Origin of the sequence: Citrobacter sp. RHB20-C16, from assembly GCF_013890155.1 — a bacterium.
In the GTDB taxonomy this organism is placed as follows: Bacteria; Pseudomonadota; Gammaproteobacteria; order Enterobacterales; family Enterobacteriaceae; genus Citrobacter_A; species Citrobacter_A amalonaticus.
Map to the genome: position 1 here is coordinate 379,483 of NZ_CP057630.1, position 24,247 is coordinate 403,729.

19 protein-coding genes are annotated in these 24,247 nt (G+C 54.7%); 6 read left to right on the forward strand and 13 right to left on the reverse strand.

Annotation, left to right across the window (positions count from 1 at the left end; all coding sequences use genetic code 11):
• The first annotated feature begins 279 nt into the window (after positions 1-279).
• A complete protein-coding gene (gene malP, locus HVX64_RS01745; protein ID WP_044253517.1) occupies positions 280-2,673 on the forward strand; it encodes a maltodextrin phosphorylase in 2,394 nt (797 codons plus the stop codon).
• Positions 2,674-2,682: 9 nt separating this feature from the next.
• Entirely contained in the window at positions 2,683-4,770 is a 2,088-nt protein-coding gene (gene malQ / locus HVX64_RS01750; protein WP_044253515.1) for a 4-alpha-glucanotransferase, read from the forward strand.
• 37 nt (positions 4,771-4,807) lie between these two features.
• Here the strand turns inward: malQ and gntT are convergent, their stop codons facing one another.
• From gntT to gntX, 3 genes are all read right to left on the reverse strand, one after another.
• Positions 4,808-6,124: a gluconate transporter gene (gntT, locus tag HVX64_RS01755; RefSeq protein WP_042998433.1), complete on the reverse strand. Its 1,317-nt coding sequence runs from the start codon at positions 6,122-6,124 to the stop codon at positions 4,808-4,810.
• Positions 6,125-6,446: 322 nt separating this feature from the next.
• Complete coding sequence (nfuA, locus tag HVX64_RS01760) at positions 6,447-7,022, reverse strand: Fe-S biogenesis protein NfuA (protein WP_042998432.1); 576 nt, start codon at positions 7,020-7,022, stop codon at positions 6,447-6,449.
• Between the two features lie 58 nt (positions 7,023-7,080).
• Entirely contained in the window at positions 7,081-7,764 is a 684-nt protein-coding gene (gene gntX, locus HVX64_RS01765; protein WP_042998431.1) for a DNA utilization protein GntX, read from the reverse strand.
• A 37-nt stretch (positions 7,765-7,801) separates the two neighbouring features.
• Between gntX and bioH the strand changes: the two genes are divergently transcribed.
• Complete coding sequence (bioH, locus tag HVX64_RS01770) at positions 7,802-8,572, forward strand: pimeloyl-ACP methyl ester esterase BioH (protein WP_044253513.1); 771 nt, start codon at positions 7,802-7,804, stop codon at positions 8,570-8,572.
• A gap of 158 nt (positions 8,573-8,730) precedes the next feature.
• Here bioH and feoC read toward each other — a convergent pair whose 3' ends face one another.
• The 5 genes from feoC to greB all read right to left on the reverse strand — a co-directional run bounded on the left by feoC (position 8,731) and on the right by greB (position 14,806).
• The gene (feoC, locus tag HVX64_RS01775) at positions 8,731-8,967 is read right to left on the reverse strand and encodes a [Fe-S]-dependent transcriptional repressor FeoC (protein WP_042998429.1); all 237 of its coding nucleotides are present in this window, start codon (positions 8,965-8,967) and stop codon (positions 8,731-8,733) included.
• A gap of 9 nt (positions 8,968-8,976) precedes the next feature.
• Positions 8,977-11,298 (reverse strand): Fe(2+) transporter permease subunit FeoB, encoded by a 2,322-nt coding sequence (feoB, locus tag HVX64_RS01780; protein ID WP_042998428.1) that lies wholly within the window; start codon positions 11,296-11,298, stop codon positions 8,977-8,979.
• Between the two features lie 18 nt (positions 11,299-11,316).
• Entirely contained in the window at positions 11,317-11,544 is a 228-nt protein-coding gene (gene feoA / locus HVX64_RS01785; RefSeq protein WP_042998427.1) for a ferrous iron transporter A, read from the reverse strand.
• Between the two features lie 374 nt (positions 11,545-11,918).
• On the reverse strand, positions 11,919-14,234 hold the full coding sequence (locus HVX64_RS01790) for a Tex family protein (protein WP_044263807.1): 2,316 nt from the start codon (positions 14,232-14,234) through the stop codon (positions 11,919-11,921).
• Positions 14,235-14,332: 98 nt separating this feature from the next.
• Positions 14,333-14,806 carry a transcription elongation factor GreB gene (gene greB / locus HVX64_RS01795; RefSeq protein ID WP_042998425.1) on the reverse strand — a complete coding sequence of 158 codons (474 nt, stop codon included), beginning with the start codon at positions 14,804-14,806 and terminating at the stop codon, positions 14,333-14,335.
• 226 nt (positions 14,807-15,032) lie between these two features.
• On the opposite strand from greB, the gene ompR reads away from it, so the two are divergent.
• Together ompR and envZ are read left to right on the forward strand one after the other, a co-directional pair.
• On the forward strand, positions 15,033-15,752 hold the full coding sequence (ompR, locus tag HVX64_RS01800) for a two-component system response regulator OmpR (protein ID WP_001157751.1): 720 nt from the start codon (positions 15,033-15,035) through the stop codon (positions 15,750-15,752).
• Positions 15,749-17,101, forward strand: a complete 1,353-nt coding sequence (gene envZ / locus HVX64_RS01805) for a two-component system sensor histidine kinase EnvZ (protein ID WP_042998424.1) — start codon at positions 15,749-15,751, stop codon at positions 17,099-17,101. The genes ompR and envZ overlap by 4 nt, the downstream gene beginning before the upstream one ends.
• A gap of 52 nt (positions 17,102-17,153) precedes the next feature.
• Here the strand turns inward: envZ and pckA are convergent, their stop codons facing one another.
• The 5 genes from pckA to igaA form a co-directional block, all read right to left on the reverse strand.
• On the reverse strand, positions 17,154-18,773 hold the full coding sequence (gene pckA / locus HVX64_RS01810) for a phosphoenolpyruvate carboxykinase (ATP) (RefSeq protein WP_181825221.1): 1,620 nt from the start codon (positions 18,771-18,773) through the stop codon (positions 17,154-17,156).
• 373 nt (positions 18,774-19,146) lie between these two features.
• Positions 19,147-20,025, reverse strand: coding sequence for an Hsp33 family molecular chaperone HslO (hslO, locus tag HVX64_RS01815; protein ID WP_043001765.1), 879 nt, complete (start codon positions 20,023-20,025; stop codon positions 19,147-19,149).
• A gap of 24 nt (positions 20,026-20,049) precedes the next feature.
• The gene (gene hslR / locus HVX64_RS01820; RefSeq protein ID WP_181825222.1) at positions 20,050-20,451 is read right to left on the reverse strand and encodes a ribosome-associated heat shock protein Hsp15; all 402 of its coding nucleotides are present in this window, start codon (positions 20,449-20,451) and stop codon (positions 20,050-20,052) included.
• 10 nt (positions 20,452-20,461) lie between these two features.
• A complete protein-coding gene (gene yrfG / locus HVX64_RS01825; RefSeq protein WP_042998421.1) occupies positions 20,462-21,130 on the reverse strand; it encodes a GMP/IMP nucleotidase in 669 nt (222 codons plus the stop codon).
• Between the two features lie 65 nt (positions 21,131-21,195).
• A complete protein-coding gene (igaA, locus tag HVX64_RS01830) occupies positions 21,196-23,328 on the reverse strand; it encodes an intracellular growth attenuator protein IgaA (RefSeq protein ID WP_181825223.1) in 2,133 nt (710 codons plus the stop codon).
• A gap of 324 nt (positions 23,329-23,652) precedes the next feature.
• Between igaA and nudE the strand changes: the two genes are divergently transcribed.
• Entirely contained in the window at positions 23,653-24,213 is a 561-nt protein-coding gene (nudE, locus tag HVX64_RS01835) for an ADP compounds hydrolase NudE (protein WP_044253497.1), read from the forward strand.
• Positions 24,214-24,247: the final 34 nt, after the last annotated feature.

Genomic DNA, 24,247 nt, shown 5'->3' on the forward strand with positions numbered 1-24,247 from the left:
ATATGGACTTGAAACCAGGGCGATTCTTCATACCCGCGTTATATCATTTCATCCCTGATTCTGTGATTAGAGCCAGGTAAAATATAAAAATGGATTAAAATAAGTGTATGACTGGGATCTGAACAGTCGGGTGCGGTACGCGAGAGTGGCACCGATCACACTTTTACGCTCATCCCCACTACTCCTCCCCGCCTAATCAAGAGTGGGATGAGGAAGGTCAACATTGAGCCTGGCAAACTAGCGATAACGTTGTTTTTTACCAAAGGACCCGGAATTCCTATGTCACAGCCAACCTTCAATCAAGAGCAATTTCAGGCAGCCCTGACACGTCAGTGGCAGCGTTTCGGTTTACTGTCAGCTCACGAGATGACGTCCCGTCAATGGTGGCACGCCGTCAGCGGCGCGCTGGCGGAACTTCTCAGTGCCCAACCTGTGGCGAAACCGGCGAAAAATCAGCGCCATGTGAACTACATCTCGATGGAGTTCCTGATTGGTCGTCTGACGGGGAATAATCTGCTTAACCTGGGCTGGTATCAGGCGGTGAGCGATGCGCTGAAAGCGTACGACGTCCAGCTGACCGATTTGCTGGAAGAAGAGATCGACCCGGCGCTGGGCAACGGAGGATTAGGGCGTCTTGCCGCCTGCTTCCTGGACTCAATGGCGACCGTGGGTCAATCTGCCACCGGTTATGGTCTGAACTATCAGTACGGCCTGTTCCGTCAATCCTTTGCCGACGGCCAGCAAATGGAAGCGCCGGATGACTGGCATCGCGGCAGCTATCCGTGGTTCCGTCATAACGAGCAGCTTGATGTGCAGGTGGGTATTGGCGGTAAGGTGACAAAAGGCGGTCACTGGGAACCCGGCTTTGTGATTACCGGGCAGGCGTGGGATCTGCCGGTGTTGGGCTACCGTAACGGCGTGGCGCAACCGCTGCGTCTGTGGCAGGCCACTCACGCTCATCCGTTTAACCTGACCAAATTTAATGACGGCGATTTCCTGCGTGCGGAACAGCAGGGGATTGACGCCGATAAACTGACCAAAGTGCTTTACCCGAACGATAACCACACGGCGGGTAAGAAGCTGCGTCTGATGCAGCAATACTTCCAGTGCGCCTGTTCAGTGGCAGACATTCTGCGTCGTCATCATCTGGCTGGCCGCAAACTGCATGAGCTGGCGGATTACGAAGTCATTCAACTGAACGATACCCATCCGACAATTGCGATTCCGGAACTGCTGCGCGTGCTGCTTGACGAGCATCAGATGAGCTGGGACGACGCCTGGGCGATCACCAGCAAAACCTTCGCTTATACCAACCATACCCTGATGCCAGAAGCGCTGGAGTGCTGGGATGAGAAGCTGGTGAAAGCGCTGCTGCCGCGTCATATGCAGATCATCAAAGAGATTAACGATCGCTTTAAGACGCTGGTCGATAAAACCTGGCCTGGCGACAAGCAGGTTTGGGCAAAGCTGGCGGTGGTTCACGACAAACAGGTGCGCATGGCGAACATGTGCGTCGTCAGCGGCTTTGCGGTCAACGGCGTTGCCGCGCTGCACTCCGATCTGGTGGTGAAAGATCTGTTCCCGGAATATCACCAACTGTGGCCGAACAAGTTCCATAACGTGACCAACGGCATCACGCCGCGTCGCTGGATCAAACAGTGCAACCCGGAACTGGCTGCGCTGTTTGATAAAACGCTGAAAAAAGAGTGGGCGAACGATCTCGATCAGTTGATCAATCTTGAGAAGTACGCTGATGATGCTAAATTCCGCAAGACCTGGCGTGATATCAAGCAGGCCAATAAGGTACGTCTGGCTGAGTTTGTGAAAGTTCGTACCGGGATTGAGATTAACCCGCAGGCGATTTTCGATATTCAGATTAAGCGTCTGCACGAATACAAACGTCAGCACCTGAACCTGCTGCATATCCTGGCGTTGTATAAAGAGATTCGCGAAAACCCGCAGGCCGATCGCGTACCGCGCGTGTTCCTGTTTGGCGCGAAGTCGGCTCCGGGTTACTACCTGGCGAAAAACATCATCTTTGCCATTAACAAGGTGGCGGAAACCATTAATAACGACCCGAACGTCGGCGACAAACTGAAAGTGGTGTTCCTGCCGGATTACTGCGTGTCAGCAGCAGAAATGCTGATTCCGGCGGCGGATATCTCCGAGCAGATCTCCACAGCGGGGAAAGAAGCTTCCGGCACCGGCAACATGAAGCTGGCGCTAAACGGCGCACTGACGGTCGGCACCCTGGACGGCGCGAACGTAGAAATCGCCGAGAAAGTGGGTGATGAGAATATCTTTATCTTTGGGCATACCGTGGAACAGGTGAAGGCGCTGAAAGCCAAAGGCTACGATCCGCTGAAATGGCGCAAAAAGGATAAAGTGCTCGATGCCGTGCTGAAAGAGCTGGAGAGCGGTAAGTTCAGCGCCGGCGATAAGCATGCCTTTGATCAGATGCTGCACAGCATAGGCAAACAGGGGGGCGATCCGTATCTGGTGATGGCGGACTTTGCGGCCTACGTTGAGGCGCAGAAACAGGTGGATGTGTTGTATCGTGACCAGGAGGCCTGGACGCGTGCGGCGATCCTGAACTCCGCACGCTGCGGTATGTTCAGCTCGGATCGCTCCATTCGCGATTATCAGACCCGAATCTGGCAGGCGAAACGCTAAGGAAGCGCGATGGATAGCAAACGTCTGGATAATGCCGCGCTGGCGGCGGGGATCAGTCCCAATTATATCAATGCCCACGGCAAGCCGCAGTCAATTGGTGCCGAAACCAAGCGACGTTTGTTGGATGCTATGCACCGTACCGCTGCCGCCGCAAAGGTAGCGGTGACGGCGGTGCCGAATGTGATGGTCTACACCGCAGGCAAAAAGATGTCGCTAGCGGTAGAGGGACACGGTGAATTCAACTGGCTGTTGACCACCGAAGAGGGTGTGCAGTTTAAGGGGCACGCCACCGGCGGGAAATCCTTTACTCTGCCGACAAAGCTGCCGCTGGGTTATCACACGTTGACCCTGACGCAGGATGAACAGCGACACCATTGCCGCATCATCGTGGCGCCAAAACGCTGCTACGAGCCGCAGGCGCTGCTGACCGGGCAGAAACTCTGGGGTGCCTGCGTACAGCTCTATACGCTGCGTTCAGAGCACAACTGGGGAATCGGTGATTTCGGCGATCTGAAGTCAATGCTGGTGGATGTAGCAAAACGCGGGGGGGCGTTTATCGGCCTCAATCCGATCCACGCGCTCTATCCGGCAAACCCGGAGAGCGCCAGCCCGTACAGCCCGTCTTCACGTCGCTGGCTGAACGTCATTTACATTGATGTGAACGCTGTCGATGATTTTCGCCTGAGTCAAGAAGCGCAGGCCTGGTGGCAGATGCCCGATACGCAGAAAATACTGCAACAGGCGCGGGATGCCCAATGGGTGGATTACTCGGCAGTCACCACGCTGAAGATGACCGCGCTGCGCATGGCATGGAAAGGGTTTGCCACGCGCGACGATGAACAGATGGCGGCATTCCGGGCGTTCGTGGCTCAGGAAGGCGACAGCCTGTACTGGCAGGCGGCGTTTGATGCGCTGCATGCCTGGCAGGTGAAAGAGGATGAACTGCGCTGGGGCTGGCCGGCCTGGCCGGAAGCGTATCAGTCTGTTGATTCGCCGGAGGTGGAAAAATTCTGTCACGAACATCGTGATGAAGTGGATTTTTATCTCTGGTTACAGTGGCTGGCGTACATCCAGTTTGCCGCCTGCTGGGAAACCAGTCAGGGCTTTAAGATGCCAATTGGCCTGTATCGCGATCTGGCGGTGGGCGTGGCGGAAGGTGGGGCGGAAACCTGGTGCGATCGCGAGCTGTATTGCCTGAAAGCCTCTGTTGGCGCGCCGCCGGATATCCTCGGTCCGCTTGGACAGAACTGGGGCCTGCCGCCGATGGATCCGCATATCATTACGGCGCGTGCCTACGAGCCGTTTATCGAACTCCTGCGGGCGAATATGCAAAACTGCGGCGCGCTGCGCATCGATCATGTCATGTCGATGCTGCGGTTGTGGTGGATCCCCTACGGTGAAACCGCCGACCACGGCGCCTATGTTCACTATCCGGTCGACGACCTGTTGTCGATTCTGGCGCTGGAAAGTCAGCGTCACCATTGCATGGTGATTGGTGAAGACTTGGGTACCGTTCCGGTGGAGATTGTTGGCAAACTGCGAAGCAGCGGCGTGTACTCCTACAAAGTGCTCTATTTCGAGAACGACCATGAGAAGAACTACCGTGCGCCGAAAGCGTATCCGGAACAATCAATGGCTGTCGCGACGACGCATGATCTTCCTACGCTCAAAGGTTATTGGGACAGCGGTGATTTGACGCTGGGCAAAGCGCTGGGACTGTATCCTGATGAAGTGGTGCTGCGCGGACTGTATCAGGACCGTGAGCGGGCGAAACAAGGGCTATTAGATGCGCTGCACAAGTACGGTTGCCTGCCAAAACGTGCCGGGCGTAAGGCTTCGCTGATGGCGATGACGCCGATGCTCAATCGGGGGATGCAGCGTTATATCGCCGACAGTAACAGTGCGTTATTAGGGTTGCAGCCGGAAGACTGGCTGGATATGGCGGAACCGGTCAACATTCCGGGGACCAGTTCAGAGTACAAAAACTGGCGTCGTAAGCTCTCCGTGACTCTTGAAGCGATGTTTGCCGATGAACGGGTGAACAAGCTGATTAAGGATCTGGATAAACGGCGAAAAGCGGCAGCGAAGAAGACGTGAAAAAAAGAACCCGCCAACTGGCGGGTTCTTTTTAGCGTTAAACCACCGTTCCCAGCAGCAGACAGCCAATCAGTCCGCAGACAGAGATAATGGTTTCCAGCATCGACCAGGACTTGATAGTCTCGCCGATGGTCAGGTTAAAGTACTCTTTGAACAGCCAGAAGCCAGGGTCGTTTACGTGAGAGAAGATAACGCTACCGGAACCGACAGCGATAACCATCAGCTCAGGGCTGACGCCGGTGGTTGCGATCAGCGGTGCGACAATTCCACCCGCCGTAATTGCGGCAACGGTAGCAGAACCCAGCGCGATACGCAGAACGGCGGCGATAGACCATGCCATCAGCAGCGGAGAGATATTGGTTTCGTGCATCATGGACGCAATGTATTTGTCCACGCCGCTGTCGACCAGCACCTGCTTGAACGCACCGCCACCGCCGATGATCAACAGCATCATTGCGATAATTTTGATGGAAGAGGTCAACGTATCGTTAATCTGATCCATTGAACGGCCACGGTTCAGACCGAAGGTGAACAGGGCGATCAGGACTGCAATCAGGGTTGCCATCACCGGGTCACCAAAGAACTCGGCAACAGGCAGGAACGCATGGCCTTTCGGCAGGATCATCTCTGCAATAGCGCGCATTGCCATCAGTACTACCGGAACCAGTGAGGTCCAGACGCTGACGCCAAAACTCGGCATCTCTTCTTCCGTGAAGGTTTTCGCGCTGTACAGACCTTCCGGGATCGGCTTATCGATGCCTTTCAGGCAGCGAGCGAAGACCGGACCCGCCAGAATGACGGTCGGGATTGCCAGGATCGTACCAAACAGCAGGGTTTTACCCATGTCGGCATGGAAAATGGTCGCGATAGCGGTCGGGCCTGGGTGCGGGGGCAGGAAGCCGTGCGTGACGGAGAGCGCCGCAGCCATCGGAACACCGACATACAGCAGCGGGATGTTAGCCGCGGCGGCAATAGTGAACACCAGCGGCAGCATCAGCACAAAGCCCACTTCATAGAACAGTGCAAAACCGACGGTGAAACCGGTTAATACCACGGCCCACTGAATGTGTTTCTTACCAAATTTCGCAATCAGCGTGGTGGCGATACGCTGCGCACCCCCGCAGTCTGCCAGCATTTTGCCGAGCATGGCGCCAAAGCCCATAATCAGGGCAAGACTTCCCAGGGTGCCGCCGACACCCGCTTTGATGGAGCCAATGACTTTATCGAGCGGCATTCCTTGCATCAATCCAACCGCAAGCGCCACCAGGACGAGAGCGATGAAACCGTTCATTTTGAAGCGGATCATCAGGAGTAATAACAAAATTACACCGATAGCAACGATGACTAATGGCATGATTTACCTGGCCTTTCAATTTGTTATGGGTAACGTCAATGTTTTGACGACAAACTACGTTTGTCCCAACCGGGAACAGAGACGTAACGGCACCTCGACGGATTACCCTTAAAACTATCTAGTTTAGTCGGATGTGATGTGTGTGTTTGGTGCCCATATGAATGATACGGGTAACATAGGGTGATTGAGAATCACCCCGGCAGGCAAAATTTAAATTATGCGAGGCAGGTCAAATTATCGAAGAGGATATTGCAAAAGACGCAAAGAGGGGCGCTATGCCCGATAAGCGTTAGCGCCATCGGGCAATACGCGAGCAGCGAACTTAGTAGTAGGAGTGTTCGCCACGCTGGTGTTCGGTCAGGTCGCGAACGCCTTTCAGTTCCGGGAACTCGTTCAGCAGCTGCTTCTCGATCCCTTCTTTCAGGGTCACATCGACCATGGAACAGCCGTTACAGCCGCCACCAAACTGCAGAATGGCGTAGCCTTCGTCGGTGATCTCCATCAGAGAGACACGACCACCGTGACCGGCAAGCTGCGGGTTGATTTGCGACTGGAGCATATACTCCACGCGTTCCATCAGCGGCGCATCGTCAGCCACTTTACGCATTTTCGCGTTCGGCGCTTTTAGCGTCAGTTGGGAACCCAGTTGATCGGTCACGAAATCGATCTCAGCGTCTTCCAGATAGGGCGCGCTCAGCTCATCAACATAAGCGGTCAGCAGGTCAAATTTCAGGGCGGTGTCGGTTGCTTCCACGGCGTCCGGCGGACAATAAGAAACGCCACATTCAGCGTTAGGCGTACCGGGATTAATCACAAATACACGGATTTGTGTCCCTTCTTCCTGATTTGCCAGCAGTTTGGCAAAGTGCGCTTGTGCAGCATCGGAAATACGGATCATAGTAATGGCCTAATAGTTGACTATTTTAGTTGGTTATAATACGCCCATCATCGAGGCTCTACAAGGTTCGACACAGGCACCATACCTGGACAGTCGCCGCGCCGTTGCGTAAAAGCAGCTGTGCGATCTCCGCGACGGTACTCCCGGTCGTGATGACATCATCCACAACAACCATATGGAGTCCCTTCACCGGCAATTCAAGGCGAAAGGCATTTTTCAGGTTGCGCTTGCGCAATCTGGCACTGAGATGGTGCTGAGTGGCGGTAGGGCGAATGCGCGTAACGCTTCGACTGTCCCAGGGACAGCGCAGCCAGCGAGACAGCGACTGGCATAACAGATCGCTCTGATTAAACCCCCTGCGCCAGTGGCGGCGCTGCCAGAGAGGAACGCTAATCAGCCTGTCCGGCAGGGTCAGCCCGGTCTGACGACGCGCCTGCAATACCTCCAGCAGCAAAACGCGCGACAGCGCGGGGGCGATGTCGCTGCGCCGGGAAAACTTAAGTTGATGAATGAGCGTGCTGAGCGGCGGGGCATAATCGCTGACGGTAATCAGTCGCTGCCAGGGCGGCGCTTTTTGCAGGCAGCGCCCGCAGGCCATTGTGGGATGCGCGGAGGGGAGTCCACATCGTGGACAGAGCGAGACGTGCCGACGCGCAGCGCGTTCGCAGACAGAACAGATCCCCCAACGACTCAGCGCCAGCGGCATTCGGCATAGCCAGCATAATCCCGGTACTGTTAGCATAGATTCATCCTTGTTGGCGAAAAGAGAACAGTAACTGATGAATGACATCTGGTGGCAGACCCGTGGAGAGGGAAATTGTCATCTTGTGCTGCTGCACGGATGGGGACTTAACGCCGAAGTGTGGCATTGCATTAGCGAGGAACTGAGCTCGCATTTTACGCTGCATCTGGTCGATTTACCGGGCTTTGGCCGCAGCCAGGGTTTTGGGGCCATGACGCTTGAGGAAATGGCGGAGCGCGTCCTGGAACTGGCGCCAGAGAGCGCTATCTGGCTCGGCTGGAGTCTTGGCGGGTTAGTGGCGAGCCAGGTGGCATTAACTCATCCCGAGCGCGTTCAGGCGCTGGTGACGGTGGCGTCATCGCCCTGTTTCAGCGCACGTGAAAATTGGCCGGGGATTAAGCCGGAAGTCCTGGCGGGGTTCCAGCAGCAACTGAGTGAAGACTTCCAGCGGACGGTAGAGCGCTTTCTGGCATTGCAAACGATGGGAACGGAAACGGCGCGTCAGGATGCACGCGCATTGAAAAAGACCGTGCTGGCGCTGCCGATGCCGCCGGTAGATGTGCTTAACGGAGGGCTGGAGATCCTGAAAACGGTTGATCTGCGCGAGTCACTGACATCGTTAACGGTACCGTTCCTGCGTTTGTACGGCTATCTTGACGGGTTGGTTCCCCGCAAGGTGGTGCCACTGCTTGATGCACTATGGCCAGCGAGCGAATCGCTGATCTTTGCCAGGGCAGCGCATGCCCCGTTTATTTCGCATCCTGATGAATTCTGTCAGACGCTGGTGGCGCTAAAGCAAAGACTGTAACGCGAAGAAAAATGCCCGGAAAGTGTCTTACTTACCGGGCCGGAGATTAATGGTTCCGCGCGATGCAGCATAATCTCGTCATCAGGAACGACGGTAACCACCAGTGGCAACGACGCACCATACAAACGCCGTGCTGCTTGCGGACTCTCCGTAATACCTTAACGCAGCGCCCACCATTCACGCAGGCAGGCTTTGCCTTCCGGGCAACTTTTGCAGCTTCCGGAGAGACAGCCGTCAGGTTCTTCCTGAATCCGCATAGCTTTACCCATCATTTCCAGTTGACTGAGCATGGCGTCGATCATCGGCTGCGGCGTTTGCAATGTATGGCTGATTTGCGCTGCCTCCATGCGCCCCCGCAAGGCCAATAAATCGCGAACCTGAATTAGCGAAGCCATCGTGACACCTTAGTGACAATCGCCGGTGGTTGTACTGGCGCAGCAATCGCTGGCTTTTTTCCGCGTGGCCAGCAGATTGACATCCACCCGGCTACGCGCCCGGCGCAGCAGTCCCAGCACCACAACGTTAAACAGGATCACGGCCAGGATACAAACCAGACTGTAGCGCGGATGCTCACTGTAGCTGGCGACCTGGTAGAACAGGGTTGACAGCGAGTAGGCGATGTTCAGCCCCCACAGAATGGAGAAGCCCATCCAGCCGCGGCTCGATTCACGGGCAATTGCCCCCATTACCGAGATGCAGGGAACATACAGCAGGACGAAAATCAGGTAGCTGTAGGCTGCCGCCGCGCTGCCAAATTTCGCATCCATGACGCCCATTGCGCCAGTCGCCATTTCTCCGTCGCCTTTGCTGGCTTCAATAGGGTTCGCCAGTACGCTCAGGCTGAAAGTATCTTTCAGGCTCTGCCAGGTTTCATCCAGCGCGCTCAGCAGCTCATCGCCAAGATTAAATTCAGCCGGATTAAATTCCTCATCCTGAATGTTTTCTGCGGTATAGAGCGTGTTGAGTGTACCGACCACCACTTCTTTCGCCATCGCACCCGTGAACAGCCCAACCGTTGCCTGCCAGTTGTCTTCATGAACACCAATCGGTTTAAAGATGGGAGTGATGACGCGACTGACGGAGGCCAGCGCCGAATCGTTGATATTATCGACAATCTTGCCGCTGAGTGAAAAGCTGTTAAACGCGCTCAGGAAGATGCTGACAATGACGATCACTTTACCGGCGCGCAGCACAAACCCTTTCAGGCGCTGCCAGGTCTGGATGATCAGACTCTTGATATGCGGGACGTGATAAACCGGAAGCTCCATAACAAACGGAGACGCTTCGCCACGCATGATCGTGTGTTTGAGCATCAGGCCGGTCAGAACCGCCATCACAATGCCCAGCACATACAGGGAGAACACCGCCAGCGCGCCGTTCTGCCCGAAGAAGGCCGCCGCAAACACGGCGAAAATCGCCAGTCGTGCCCCACAGGACATGAACGGTGCCATCATGATAGTCATCAGACGCTCACGTGGCGCATCCAGGGTGCGGGCCCCCATCACCGATGGCACGTTGCAGCCAAAGCCGACAATCAGCGGGACGAATGATTTGCCCGGCAGTCCCAGCGCCTGCATCAGACGGTCCATCACAAACGCTGCGCGCGCCATGTAACCGGAGTCTTCGAGGAACGAGAGGAACAGGTACATCATGCCGATCTGCGGAACCAGCGGCAGAACGGTGTTAATCCCACCGCCCAGCCCTTGGGCGAGGAAAATGGTCAGCCAGTCCGGGAAGTGAAGGGTATAACCGATCCACTGGATACCGTGAATAAAAATCGCCACAGAGCCAGCATCAAAAATAGGGGCCAGCGCGCCGCCAATGTTAATGGCAAGCAGGAACATCAGGTACATCACAAACAGGAAGATCGGCAGACCGAGAAAACGATTGAGGATGATTTTATCCACCGCCGTTGTAAAGCGGCTGGGCTCTGCTGTTAAAGTGTTGCTCACCACGTCGCAGATCGCCGCAATGCACTGGTAACGCGCATCGGCGATATGCAGTGCCGGGTCGTCCATCTCGTCGCTCAGATGCGCCAGCGAAATATCCAGTTGCGCAGCAGCGTCACCGGCGTATGCCCGGCTGTAGATATCCCCTTCCAGCATTTGCAAGCCGAGCCAGCGGCGCTGTTGTACCGGCATTTCTTTAGCCATGGCGTTTGCCAGTTTATCGGCCTCACGCAGCAGCGGCTGGGCGTAATGCACCAGTTCAACGTTTTCGTTCTTGCTGTGGCGGTCAATCGCCAGCTTCAGCGCTTCGATACCGCGTCCACGGGTAGAAACCAGCGGGACGACCGGGCAGCCAAGGCGGGTTGAAAGGGCATCGATATCAATGCGGATTTTCTGTTTTTCCGCAATGTCGAGCATGTTGAGTGCAACAATGCAGGGAATGCCCAGCTCAAGCAGTTGCAGCGTCAGATAGAGGTTACGCTCAAGATTTGAGGCATCTACCACGTTAATTAACAGGTCGGCGTCGCCGCTCAGAATGTAGTGGCAGGCAATCTGCTCATCCAGAGAGGTTTGCGAAGAGATGGTAGTGAGCGAATACGTGCCGGGCAGATCGACCAGCGTGACCTGATGATCCGTGGTCGTGAATTGCCCCTCTTTACGTTCCACGGTGACCCCAGCCCAGTTGCCTACGCGCTGGCGCGCACCGGTCAGTTGGTTAAACAGGGTTGTCTTGCCGGAATTTGGATTACCAATTAAGCCAATGGTTAATTTTTTCATCGTTATAGACTCACTGTATTAACAGGAAACCGCTTCCACTTCTAATAATGCCAGGTCTTTTTTACGCAATACCAGGCTAACGCGACGCGTTTCAATATGGACAGGATCGCCTAAGGGGGCGACGCGCACCACGTTAAATGAGGAACCCGGGAGCATGCCGAGGGAAAGCAGTTTCTGACGGTATGCAGGACTTATTTCTCGGGAAAAACCAGTGATTTTCCACGCAGTATCTGGAGCAAATTGCATAAGAACCTACTTGTTTCTCGCTAACTGGATGTTTACCTCATGGGGCAAAGGGGCGCGGCATGAGACCAGATGATTAGCCAACGAAGGAAAGAGTAAATAATCAACAATGCAATGATAATGAGAATGGTTTTTATCTTCAACCGATTAAATGTGACGGAATGTAGGTTTGAATAATAATCTGCGTCATTTTTGATATGGCTCAAAAATAATAACCAGCAGGTGAAATGATTTGAATTCTTAATAAATTAACGTTGTTAATGTTTAATTAAGGTTTCATCTGTTAATGGCGTGATAAATATAACGCGATGGAGAAGGTGGATGCGGTAAAGGGCCGGACAGGGCGGTTCCGCCGCCATCCGGCACTCGATCTAAACTTAACGTTTTTTACCCATTGCTGCCGCCAGCGCATCCATCATCGCGCTGTTACCGGCGGGCTGCGCTTCACGAGTACGTGGTTTTGCCGCTTTCGCTGCCGGACGATCATTGCCGCCGCCGCGACGGGCATTGGTTTCACCCGGCTGTTCGTCCAGACGCATCGTCAGGGCAATACGCTTACGTTGCAGATCAACTTCCAGTACTTTCACCTTCACGATGTCGCCCGCTTTCACCACGGTGTGGGGATCGTCAACAAACTTGTTCGACAGCGATGAGATGTGAACCAGTCCATCCTGGTGAACGCCGATATCCACAAATGCACCAAAGTTGGTGACGTTGGTGACGGCACCCTCGAGAACCATCCCCGGCTGCAAATCGTTCATGGTTTCAACGCCATCGGCAAACTGCGCGGTTTTGAATTCCGGACGCGGATCGCGACCCGGTTTCTCCAGCTCTTTGATGATGTCACTGACGGTCGGGACACCGAACTTGTCGTCGGTAAAATCGACGGCTTTCAGATTGCGCAGTTCGCTGCTGTTGCCCATCAGATCTTTCAGCGCCTGTTGAGTTGCCGCCAGAATACGTTCCACGACCGGATAGGCTTCCGGGTGAACGGTGGAAGCATCCAGCGGGTTATCACCGTGGTTAATACGCAGGAAGCCTGCGCACTGTTCGAAGGCTTTCGGTCCCAGTCGGCTGACTTTCAGCAGTTGCTGACGATTCTGGAACTGCCCGTTCTCGTCGCGCCAGGCCACGATATTCTGCGCCATCATTCGGGTCAGACCGGCTACACGGGTTAACAGCGGAACCGATGCCGTATTCAAATCAACGCCGACGGCGTTCACACAGTCTTCCACTACCGCGTCCAGCTTACGGGCTAACTGTGTCTGGCTGACGTCATGCTGATACTGACCGACGCCGATCGATTTCGGATCGATTTTCACCAGCTCAGCGAGCGGATCCTGCAGACGGCGCGCAATAGAGACCGCGCCGCGCAGCGAGACGTCGAGATCCGGGAACTCCTGGGCTGCCAGTTCTGACGCGGAATAGACTGACGCCCCGGCTTCGCTGACGATCACTTTCTGCGCCGTCACTTTCGGGAACTGTTTCTGTACATCGAGGAAGAAGCGTTCGGTTTCACGCGAGGCGGTGCCGTTACCAATCGCCACCAGTTCCACATTGTACTTTTCACACAGCGCAGCCACTACCACGGCGGCTTTCGCCGCCTGACCGGTGTGAGGATAGATGGTATCGGTGGCGACCAGCTTACCAGTGCCATCCACCACGGCGACTTTTACCCCGGTACGCAGACCCGGATCGAGGCCCATAGTGGCACGCAGACCCGCTGGTGCCGCCATCAACAGGTCGTGCAGGTTGCGGGCGAATACGTTGATTGCTTCGTCCTCCGCGCGCTCGCGGACAGTCCCCATCAGCTCGGTCTCGAGGTGCATAAGCACCTTGATACGCCACGTCCAGCTCACCACGCCTTTGCGCCAGCTGTCTGCCGGTGCGTTGTTCAGACGCAGGCCGAGGTGATCCATAATGATCTGCTCGCAGTAGCTCTCTTTCGGCGGCTCATCGAACTGCGGATCGGCATTCAGCGAAAGCTGCAACACGCCTTCATTACGACCGCGGAACATTGCCAGCGCACGGTGAGAAGGCACGGAGGCGATCGGCTCGTGATGATCGAAATAGTCGCGGAATTTTGCGCCTTCTTCTTCTTTACCGCTGACTACGCTGGCAACCAGATGGGCATTTTTCCACAGATAGTCACGTACCTTCGCCAGCAGCGCGGCGTCTTCGGCAAAGCGTTCCATCAGGATATAGCGTGCGCCATCAAGCGCGGCTTTGCTGTCGGCAACCCCTTTCTCTGCATCGATATATTTTGCCGCTTCGGTGTCCGGATCGTGTGACGGGTCGTTCCACAACAGGTCGGCCAGCGGTTCCAGACCGGCTTCAATCGCTATCTGTCCACGGGTGCGGCGTTTGGGTTTATACGGGAGGTAAAGATCTTCGAGTTCGGTCTTACTTAACGTGCCGTTGATGGCAGTCGCCAGATCATCGGTCAGTTTGCCTTGCTCGGAAATGGACTTGAGAATGGCCTGACGGCGCTCTTCCAGTTCGCGCAAATAGCCCAGTCGGGTCTCCAGATTACGCAGTTGCGTATCATCCAGGCCGCCGGTGATTTCCTTACGGTAACGTGCGATAAACGGCACGGTGTTCCCTTCGTCAAGCAGGCGAACGGCAGCGGTGACCTGGTCGGCCCGGGCCTGAATTTCACCCGCAATAATGCGGCAGAAAGAATCATTCATCATGGATTGGCTTCATCTACTGAGTAAAAAATCAGGGAACAGTTATACGGATTGATGGGCAAAAACGCCAGCCATAGCGCGGGGCTTCGGATTGTTCCTGCTCATTTTACGTATTCGATCGCATTCACGTACCAGCTTGCTTCCCCACCAGGCGTGTTGACCACCGCGAGATCGCCGACCTCTTTTTTCAGCAGCGCGCGCGCCATCGGCGAGTCGATGGAGATATAATCTTTGCGGCCAAAAATTTCATCGTAGCCGACAATCCGAAAGCGACGGGTATCGCCATCGTCATTCTCAATTTCTACCCATGCGCCGAAAAACACTTTGCCTTCCTGCTGCGGGGAGTAATCGACGATCTTCAAATTCTCCATGCATTTAGTCAGGTAACGGACGCGTCGGTCGATCTCACGCAGGCGCTTTTTATTATACTGATAGTCGGCATTCTCACTGCGGTCACCCAGACTCGCCGCCCAGGTCACCTTCTTTGTGACTTCCGGGCGTTCTTCACGCCAGAGGTAATTAAGCTCACTTTTGAGTTTTTCGTACCCTTCCCGGGTGATCAGAGGCGTTTTCATCTTATTGATTACCTTTAAGTCTGTGACGAAGCGCACAATTCGTATTACGTCACCCTGATAACAGAATAAATAATGTGCTGCGCGTTTCATTGTATACTTAAGCTGCTGTTAAATATGCTTTGTAACAATTTAGCCTGGAATTCATACCAGAATTCGCTGGTGACGAACGTAAGCTTTTTTAAGAATACATACCTTCAATTGTTGCGAACCTTTGGGAGTACAAACAATGCAAGAGAACTATAAAATTCTGGTGGTCGATGACGACATGCGCCTGCGCGCGCTGCTGGAGCGTTATCTGACCGAACAGGGCTTCCAGGTTCGAAGCGTCGCTAACGCCGAGCAAATGGATCGCCTGCTAACCCGCGAATCTTTCCACCTTATGGTACTGGATCTGATGCTGCCGGGTGAAGATGGCCTGTCTATTTGCCGCCGTCTGCGCAGCCAGAGTAACCCGATGCCGATCATCATGGTCACGGCGAAAGGGGAAGAAGTTGACCGTATTGTCGGGCTGGAAATCGGCGCCGATGACTATATCCCGAAACCGTTTAACCCACGCGAACTGCTGGCGCGTATTCGGGCGGTGCTGCGTCGTCAGGCGAACGAACTGCCGGGCGCGCCTTCTCAGGAAGAGGCGGTCATCGCTTTTGGTAAGTTCAAATTAAACCTGGGCACTCGCGAAATGTTCCGTGAAGACGAGCCGATGCCGCTCACTAGTGGTGAATTTGCGGTACTGAAAGCGCTGGTGAGCCACCCGCGCGAGCCGCTGTCCCGTGACAAACTGATGAACCTGGCGCGTGGTCGTGAGTATTCCGCAATGGAGCGTTCCATCGACGTACAGATTTCTCGTTTGCGCCGCATGGTGGAAGAAGATCCCGCTCATCCGCGTTATATCCAGACCGTGTGGGGCCTGGGTTACGTTTTTGTACCGGACGGTTCTAAAGCATGAGGCGAATGCGCTTCTCGCCACGAAGTTCATTTGCCCGCACGCTGCTGCTCATCGTCACCCTGCTGTTTGTCAGTCTGGTGACGACCTATCTGGTGGTGCTGAACTTTGCGATTCTGCCGAGTCTCCAGCAGTTTAATAAGGTCCTGGCCTACGAAGTGCGTATGCTGATGACCGATAAACTGCAACTGGAGGACGGCACGCAACTGGTGGTGCCTCCCGCTTTTCGCCGGGAAATTTACCGTGAGCTGGGGATTTCTCTTTATTCCAACGAAGCCGCCGAAGAGGCGGGACTGCGTTGGGCGCAACACTATGAATTTTTAAGCCATCAGATGGCGCAGCAGCTGGGCGGGCCGACGGAAGTGCGCGTTGAGGTCAACAAAAGCTCGCCGGTTGTCTGGCTGAAAACCTGGCTGTCCCCCAATATCTGGGTGCGCGTTCCGTTAACGGAAATTCATCAGGGCGATTTCTCCCCGCTGTTTCGCTATACGCTGGCCATCATGTTGTTGGCAATAGGGGGGGCGTGGCTGTTTATACGTATACAAAACCGACCCCTTGTGGATCTCGAACATGCCGCGCTGCAGGTAGGGAAAGGCATTATTCCACCGCCGCTGCGTGAGTACGGCGCCTCTGAGGTCCGCTCGGTGACCCGTGCCTTCAACCATATGGCAGCCGGGGTGAAGCAGCTCGCGGATGACCGAACGCTGCTGATGGCGGGGGTCAGTCACGATCTCCGCACCCCGCTGACGCGTATTCGTCTGGCGACAGAGATGATGGGCGAGCAGGATGGTTATCTGGCGGAGTCCATCAATAAAGATATCGAAGAGTGCAACGCGATCATTGAACAGTTCATCGACTACCTGCGTACCGGGCAGGAGATGCCGATGGAGATGGCCGATCTCAACGCCGTGCTGGGCGAAGTGGTGGCGGCAGAAAGTGGCTATGAGCGCGAAATTGAGACGGCGCTTCAGCCGGGTAGCATTCAGGTGAAGATGCACCCGCTGTCTATCAAGCGTGCAGTCGCCAACATGGTGGTGAACGCTGCGCGTTATGGCAACGGATGGATCAAAGTCAGTAGCGGGACGGAACCGCATCGCGCCTGGTTCCAGGTGGAAGATGACGGCCCCGGCATTAAACCTGAGCAGCGTAAACACCTGTTCCAGCCGTTTGTCCGTGGCGACAGTGCGCGTAGCACCAGCGGAACCGGTCTGGGACTGGCGATTGTGCAGCGTATCGTGGACAACCATAACGGGCTGCTGGAGATCGGCACCAGCGAGCGGGGCGGGCTCTCTATCCGCGCCTGGCTACCGGTTCCTGTGGTCCGCGTCCAGGGGACGACTAAAGAGGCGTAAAAAAAGGGAGGCGAAATGCCTCCCTTGTTATTTTTACTTTATCCGGACTGACTTACAGCTTCGGCCCGGCACTGACCAATGCTTCGCCTGCTGGCGTATCGGTGTATTTCTCGAAGTTCTCGATGAACAGTTTCGCCAGCGCAGTGGCTTTTTCCTGCCACTGTTCCGGAGACCCGTAGGTATTACGCGGGTCGAGAATACGGGTATCCACGCCTGGAAGTTCGGTCGGGATCGCCAGATCAAACATCGGCAGGTTGAAGGTTTCTGCATCGTCCAGAGAACCGTTCAGGATAGCGTCGATAATGGCGCGGGTATCTTTGATGGAGATACGTTTGCCCGTACCGTTCCAGCCAGTGTTGACCAGGTATGCCTGCGCACCTGAGGCCTGCATGCGTTTCACCAGCACTTCAGCATACTGCGTCGGATGCAGCGACAGGAATGCCGCGCCGAAGCAGGCGGAGAAGGTTGGCGTCGGCTCGGTGACACCGCGTTCCGTACCCGCCAGTTTAGCCGTGAAGCCAGACAGGAAGTGGTACTGCGTCTGGTTGGCGGTCAGGCGAGAAACCGGTGGCAGCACGCCAAAAGCATCAGCGGTCAGGAAGATCACCTTCGTGGCATGGCCGGCTTTGGAAACCGGTTTAACGATATTTTCGATGTGGTAGATAGGATAGGAAACGCGGGTATTCTCGGTTTTCGAGCCGTCGTCAAAATCGATAGTCCCATCGTCGCGCACGGTGACGTTTTCTAACAGCGCATCACGGCGGATAGCGTTGTAGATTTCCGGTTCCGCTTCTTTCGACAGCTTGATCGTTTTTGCGTAGCAACCGCCTTCAAAGTTGAACACGCCATCGTCATCCCAGCCGTGCTCGTCATCGCCGATCAGACGGCGTTTCGGGTCGGTGGAGAGGGTTGTTTTCCCGGTGCCGGAAAGACCGAAGAACACCGCAACGTCGCCTTTCTCGCCCACGTTGGCGGAACAGTGCATGGAGGCAATGCCTTTCAGCGGCAGCAGATAGTTCATCACCGAGAACATACCTTTCTTCATTTCGCCGCCGTACCAGGTACCACCAATCAGCTGGATACGTTCGGTCAGGTTGAAGGCGACAAAGTTTTCGGAGTTCAGACCCTGCTCTTTCCACTGTGGGTTTGTGCACTTCGCGCCGTTCATCACGATAAAGTCAGGCTCAAAGCCTTCCAGTTCGTCATCGCTTGGGCGGATGAACATGTTCTTCACGAAATGCGCCTGCCACGCCACTTCGGTAATGAAGCGGACAGAGAGACGAGTATCGGCGTTTGCGCCACAGAAAGCATCAACGATAAACAGACGTTTACCGGAAAGTTGTTTAGTGACTAATCCTTTCAGGTGCTGCCAGGTTTCCTGGGATAGCGGTTTGTTGTCGTTCTTGCCTTTTCCTTTGTCGGACCACCACAGCGTAACACGCGTGGTGTCATCACGAACAATGTACTTATCCTTCGGCGAACGTCCGGTGAAAATACCGGTATCAACTGCAACGGCACCCAGGTTCGTCAACACACCACGCTCATAACCTTCCAGGCTTGGGTCTAGCTCTTCCTGATAAAGGGTTTCATAGCTGGGGTTGTAGACGATATCCTGAACGTCGCTGATACCATAAGCCTTGAGATCTTGCGGGGTTAATCGTTTCACGCGCATATCACTGCTCCTTAGCCAATATGTATTACCTGGAATAGTAAGGTTTTTTTGGGGGTGTTAACCGCGACAAGGCTCATAGATTTACTTATCTGGACAAAATCACGATTGACTGAAAACGCTGTGACTCCAGTCACGAAGCGGGGCTTATTATGGCAGGAATGACTTTTTAGTTGTGGAAAATGTTCCTAAAAGGTTAAGGATTAGTATTTTTCACGGGAATGTTGTGAGTGTAATCGCATTCATACGGGAAATTAACAAACCACTTACATACAAAATATCGATTCACCACGAAAGAAAATTTTAGCAAAAAGTGCGGAATTTAGTGCGGACGGTCGGAGACGCATCGCGTCATCCGACCGGTTCAGGATATCGATCAGTGAACCTGCGGATCGGCAGGGGAGGCGTTATTACGGATCTCGGCAATATCCATGGCATTGAACAGGTAGTGGCTCCCGCAATAGTCGCAATGCATATCGATTTCGCCTTCTTCCGCCAGAATGCTATCCACCTCTTCGTCCGGCAGCGTTTTCAGTGCGCCAGCACAGCGTTCGCGCGAGCAGGTGCATTTGAACTCAACGTCCTGCGGATCGTAAAGGGTGACCTCTTCTTCGTGATACAGACGCCACAGCACTTCATTGGCTGGCAGGGTCAGTAGCTCTTCCGCCTTGATAGTTTCGGTCAGCGTGGCCAGATGGTTGAAGTCATCCGCTTGCGCATCCTGGGCTGGCATCACCTGCAACAGCATTCCGCCGGCAGCGGCTTTCCCGTCAACATCACCGGTACGAATGAACAGACGGGTTGGCAATTGCTCAGAACGCAGGAAGTAATCTTCCAGACATGCCGCCAGCGTATCGCCTTCCAGACCGACAACGCCCTGATAACGCTCGCCTTCTTCCGGGGTAATGGTAATGACCAGATAACCATTACCGACCAGCGTTTTCAGGTCAGCATCTTCCGGGATCTCGCCCTGGACGCGCGCCACACCACGCATCTGCTGATTGTTGTTGCCGTTGATCACCGCCAGGCTCAGCGGACCATCACCCTGGAGCTGAACGGTGATATCACCGGCGAACTTCAGCGTCGCCGTGAGCAGACTGGTGGCAACCAGTAACTCAGCGAGAACGGTTTTCACTGGCTGCGGATAAGTATGGTTTTCGAGGATCTGTTGCAGGGTTTCCGATACGGTTACCAGTTCGCCGCGCACGGCAAAATTTTCAAACAGATAGCGGTGTAATTGGTCATGTTGCGGCATAATCATCTCTCTAGCGGGCGACAGTTATTCACTGTCGCCGTGTTTAAATCGTAACAGGTCACGGCGTTCTTTTTTGTCCGGTCGCCTGTCCGGGTGCGGCATGGTCAGAGCGTTAAGCTTACGCGCCAGCGCCATTTTTTCGCGTTTCTCTATGCTTTCCGTTGTCTCTTCGTACAGAGTGACGGCTTCGCTGGCCGGACGACGCTGCTCGGTGATCGCCTTGATCACCACCGTTCGCTCGTCGTTGCCCTGACGCAGCGTTAGCGTGGCGTTCAGTTCGACGATCTTGCTTGGCTTACTGCGCTGTCCGTTATAGTGAACTTTCCCGCCGTCCACCATTTCGCGGGCCAGTGCGCGGGTTTTATAAAGCCGCGCAGCCCAAAGCCATTTATCCAGTCTGACCTCAACCGAGGGCTTCTCTTTCATGGCGTCTCCTTCACATCAGTGAGGGGATCAGTCGGCGGTAGTCATTCAATGACGGATGGCGCGCATACTGTTTTTCCGCAACGCCAGAGTCGGGGTTAGTCACGCCGAGGCAATAACGAATACCAAACTTCGCCGCCGCATCGAGAATAGGTTCGCTATCGTCGATAAACAGCGTTTTCTCTGCACTCATTCCCGTTTCTTCCGCCACGGCGCGCCATAACCGCTGATCCTCTTTGGGATATCCAAATGTGTGGGTAGAAAGTAATAAATCAAGGTGTGAGGCCAGACCGGTATGCTCCAGCTTCACGGCCAGATTATGCGGATGCGCATTGGTCAGCAAAATCCGCCGTTTACCGCAGGCTTTGAGCGCGTCTAAAAAGGGGATTGTATCGTCACGTAACACCGCTCGCGGCCCCATTGCGGTAGTCATCGCGCAGATATCCAGACCCAGACGGTCGCTCCAGTAATCAAGACAGTACCAGTTTAGCGTATGCTGCACGGCATGATATTCCTGGCGGATGCGTTCCTGCGCCTCTTGTGGCGAGATCCCGTTCTGCGCGCCGTAGGTCTCAGGCACCAGCTTTTGCCAGAAGTAGTTATCAAACGCCAGGTCGAGCAGCGTGCCGTCCATGTCTAACAGAACGGTATCCACGTTCTGCCAGGCAATATCAATATGCATGGGAACTCTCCAGAAGAAAACGCGATGCGGCACAGGGTAGCACACCCGGCGCCGCAGACATGTTATCAGATGAGGCTTTCCGGAGCGCTGATGAGCTTCGGATTCAGACAGCTTTCATAGTACTGTTGAATCTCCATCATGCGGGTGCGATGACGCTGGTAGCGGCGGAATGCCTGTACGCCATTATAGAGTGTGCAGGCTAACATCGTCAGCATCAGCAGCGTGGTGCCGAGGTAACGCCACAAACCAGAACGATCGGGGATGCGGTGCAGGGCGATATGCTGCGTGCCATTGGCGTCAGTATAGATATTGGTGACAATCCCTTCGGCGCTAAACGGCGTGTTCATCAGCATTTGTGCCAGTCGCTGGAAGGCGCTCCACTGTTCCTGCGCCGGGTAATCGTACAGCGATACGGTCGGCCAGGGCTGATCGACCAGATCGCTGCCTTCATCGCTGACAATCAGGAATCCGCCAGGAGCGGGGCTGTTCAGCGATTGGGCGGCGCGGGCGGTCTCGCGGGTAATAAAGGGCGCCGTGGAGGTGGTAACCAGATTGTCGAGCGATTCGGCGCTGACGGGACGCAGCAGAACGTTAACACCATCCAGTTTGCCCGCGTTGGCCCGTTTCACCAGCGCGCTCCAGTCTTTACTGTTCCCCAGGTTAACCAGCGCATTTTTGAGGCGTACGCACTCGTCTTCTGCCGCGCACAACTCGGCGGTTTTCAGGACGATATCGCCAAAATCATCCAGCAGCACCATGCCCGATTTCTGAATGGCGGAGCGCAAGGCCGCGCTGACGCGAGAGTCATCTTCCGGTTTGGGGTGCAACTGGCGGTTAACGGCCTGCGAGAGCGCAGTGGCTTTGTTCACCAGATCGGATTCCGGCAACGGCAGCGCAGGGGCGTCATTCCAGATGATTTGCGAGCAGTCAAACGGCATAAACGGTGAACTGGTTTGTGCGCTCCAGGTGCCCTGCGCATGAATATTACACATGCCGGTCCCGCGAAGATTTAACGTGTCGCCGACGCGCACGCCGGACTGTTCAAGCTGTTTTACGCTGGTCGCTTCGATGGTTTGTGCACCTTTCATCCACGACAGCGTGAACTTAATCGGCATATCGAGCGGGATCCAGAATAACAGCATCATCAGCACCAGCAGTGAGCCACCGGCGATGATCGTGCTGCGTACCCAGTGCTGCAACGGGAAGTGTTTAACCTCGTCATGCAGGGATAAAAACCGTCCCTGACGCACGACGTGGCGATCGAGATAAATATCAATATCTGTTTGCTGGCCGAGATCTTGCGCAATGTAAGGCTGCCAGTGGCTTGGATACACCAGGTCGATAATCCCCAGCGAGATATTGTTGATCTGCTCCTGGTCATTTTCGCCAAACAGTCCCCAGCGGCGCGGCGTTCCCCGCAGGCAGTGAATTTCGCGTAGTGCGGATTTCGATGGCGGCGCGAATAAGCCCCACAATCCTGCCGCCAGCAACAGCACGGCTCCGCCCACCATCCACGGCACAAAGACGTCCGGCGTAACCAGACAGAAAAAGAACAGCAGGAAGGCGGCGACAATTAACAGCGCTTCGCGAAAACCGGCCGGGCGACTGAGCGCGTATTCTTCATGCGTCTCCTGACGAATGTTCAACAACTCAATTTGTTCGCTCTCTTCGCCGCGAATCGACGCCTGTGTGGATGTGGTCGGTTGCAGCTCGTAACCACGCGCCTCCTGCATATACTCTTGCAGGGAATGACCATTTAGCGAGATCACCAGCGGCAGCGTATCGGTGTGGATCAGCTCAACGCTGTTTTCATCATTAATGTACTGTTCCCAAAAGGGAGGCAGATGGACTTCGACGGAATCGAGGTAGTAGCGCCACTTATTCGGATCGTCCGTCGTGATGCCGTAGCGGGTGATTGAGTGGGTCAGAATGATGACGTTATTGCTTTCAGCATTCAGCGTCAGGGAAACAGGGGCTGCGCTGGCGCCCGTCGGACCGGGTACCTGCTGGATTTGACTCAGGCTATCAAGATAATTTTCAACGGCGCTGCGTTCTTCAGGCGTGAGTTTGCGCGTTGCCGCCTCTGAGAATGCATTTGTCCACGGCAGCTTACGCCGTCTGGCACGAACGTTAACTCGCCACCAGGCCAGCAATGCGCAGACCAGCAACGCCGCTAAAAAAATCAGAATGGTGCTCATGCTTTCCCCATCTTACTTAATCTGTCAGGTGTGGTCAGTCGCACCCTGTCACAATGAACGTGATCCCGTGGTTGGCTATCGGCAAGCATGGAGTTGAACTTGAGCATTTTTCAGCGCATCCCAGTGAATGCTGATGATAGCAAAACCTGCAAAAGCGGAATATCAGCAAATTCCTGGACCTATTTCAACCTATTGACTTTTAATTTGAAATAGGAATTATATTTTTATTAGGTTACATAAATGTAAATAACTGGCAATTCGCATTGCCGAAACCGTGTTGCGTATCGCACAATAACGACTGATTTCACGGCATAGATTCTCACGATGAGCAAATCATTACAAAAACCCACCATTCTGAACGTCGAAACTGTCGCACAGTCGCGGCTATTTAGCGTTGAAAGCGTGGACCTCGAATTCAGCAACGGCGTGCGTCGTGTCTATGAACGGATGCGTCCCTCGACCCGTGAAGCGGTAATGATTGTTCCGCTCGTTGACGATCACCTGATTCTGATTCGTGAATACGCGGTGGGAACGGAGTCCTATGAGCTGGGCTTTTCCAAAGGGTTGATCGACCCGGGTGAAAGCGTGTTTGAAGCGGCGAACCGGGAACTGAAAGAAGAGGTCGGGTTTGGGGCAAACGATCTGACTTTTTTAAAAAAACTCAGCATGGCGCCGTCTTACTTTTCCAGCAAGATGAATATCGTGGTGGCGGAAGACCTTTTTCCCGAGTCACTGGAAGGCGATGAACCCGAACCGTTGCCGCAGGTGCGCTGGCCGCTAGCGCATCTGATGGATCTGCTGGAAGACCCCGACTTTACCGAAGCACGAAACGTGAGCGCGTTGTTTCTTGTACGCGAATGGCTGAAAGGGCAGGGACGGCTGTAAACGAGCACCCTGAAGGAATGAAAAAAGGCGCCGC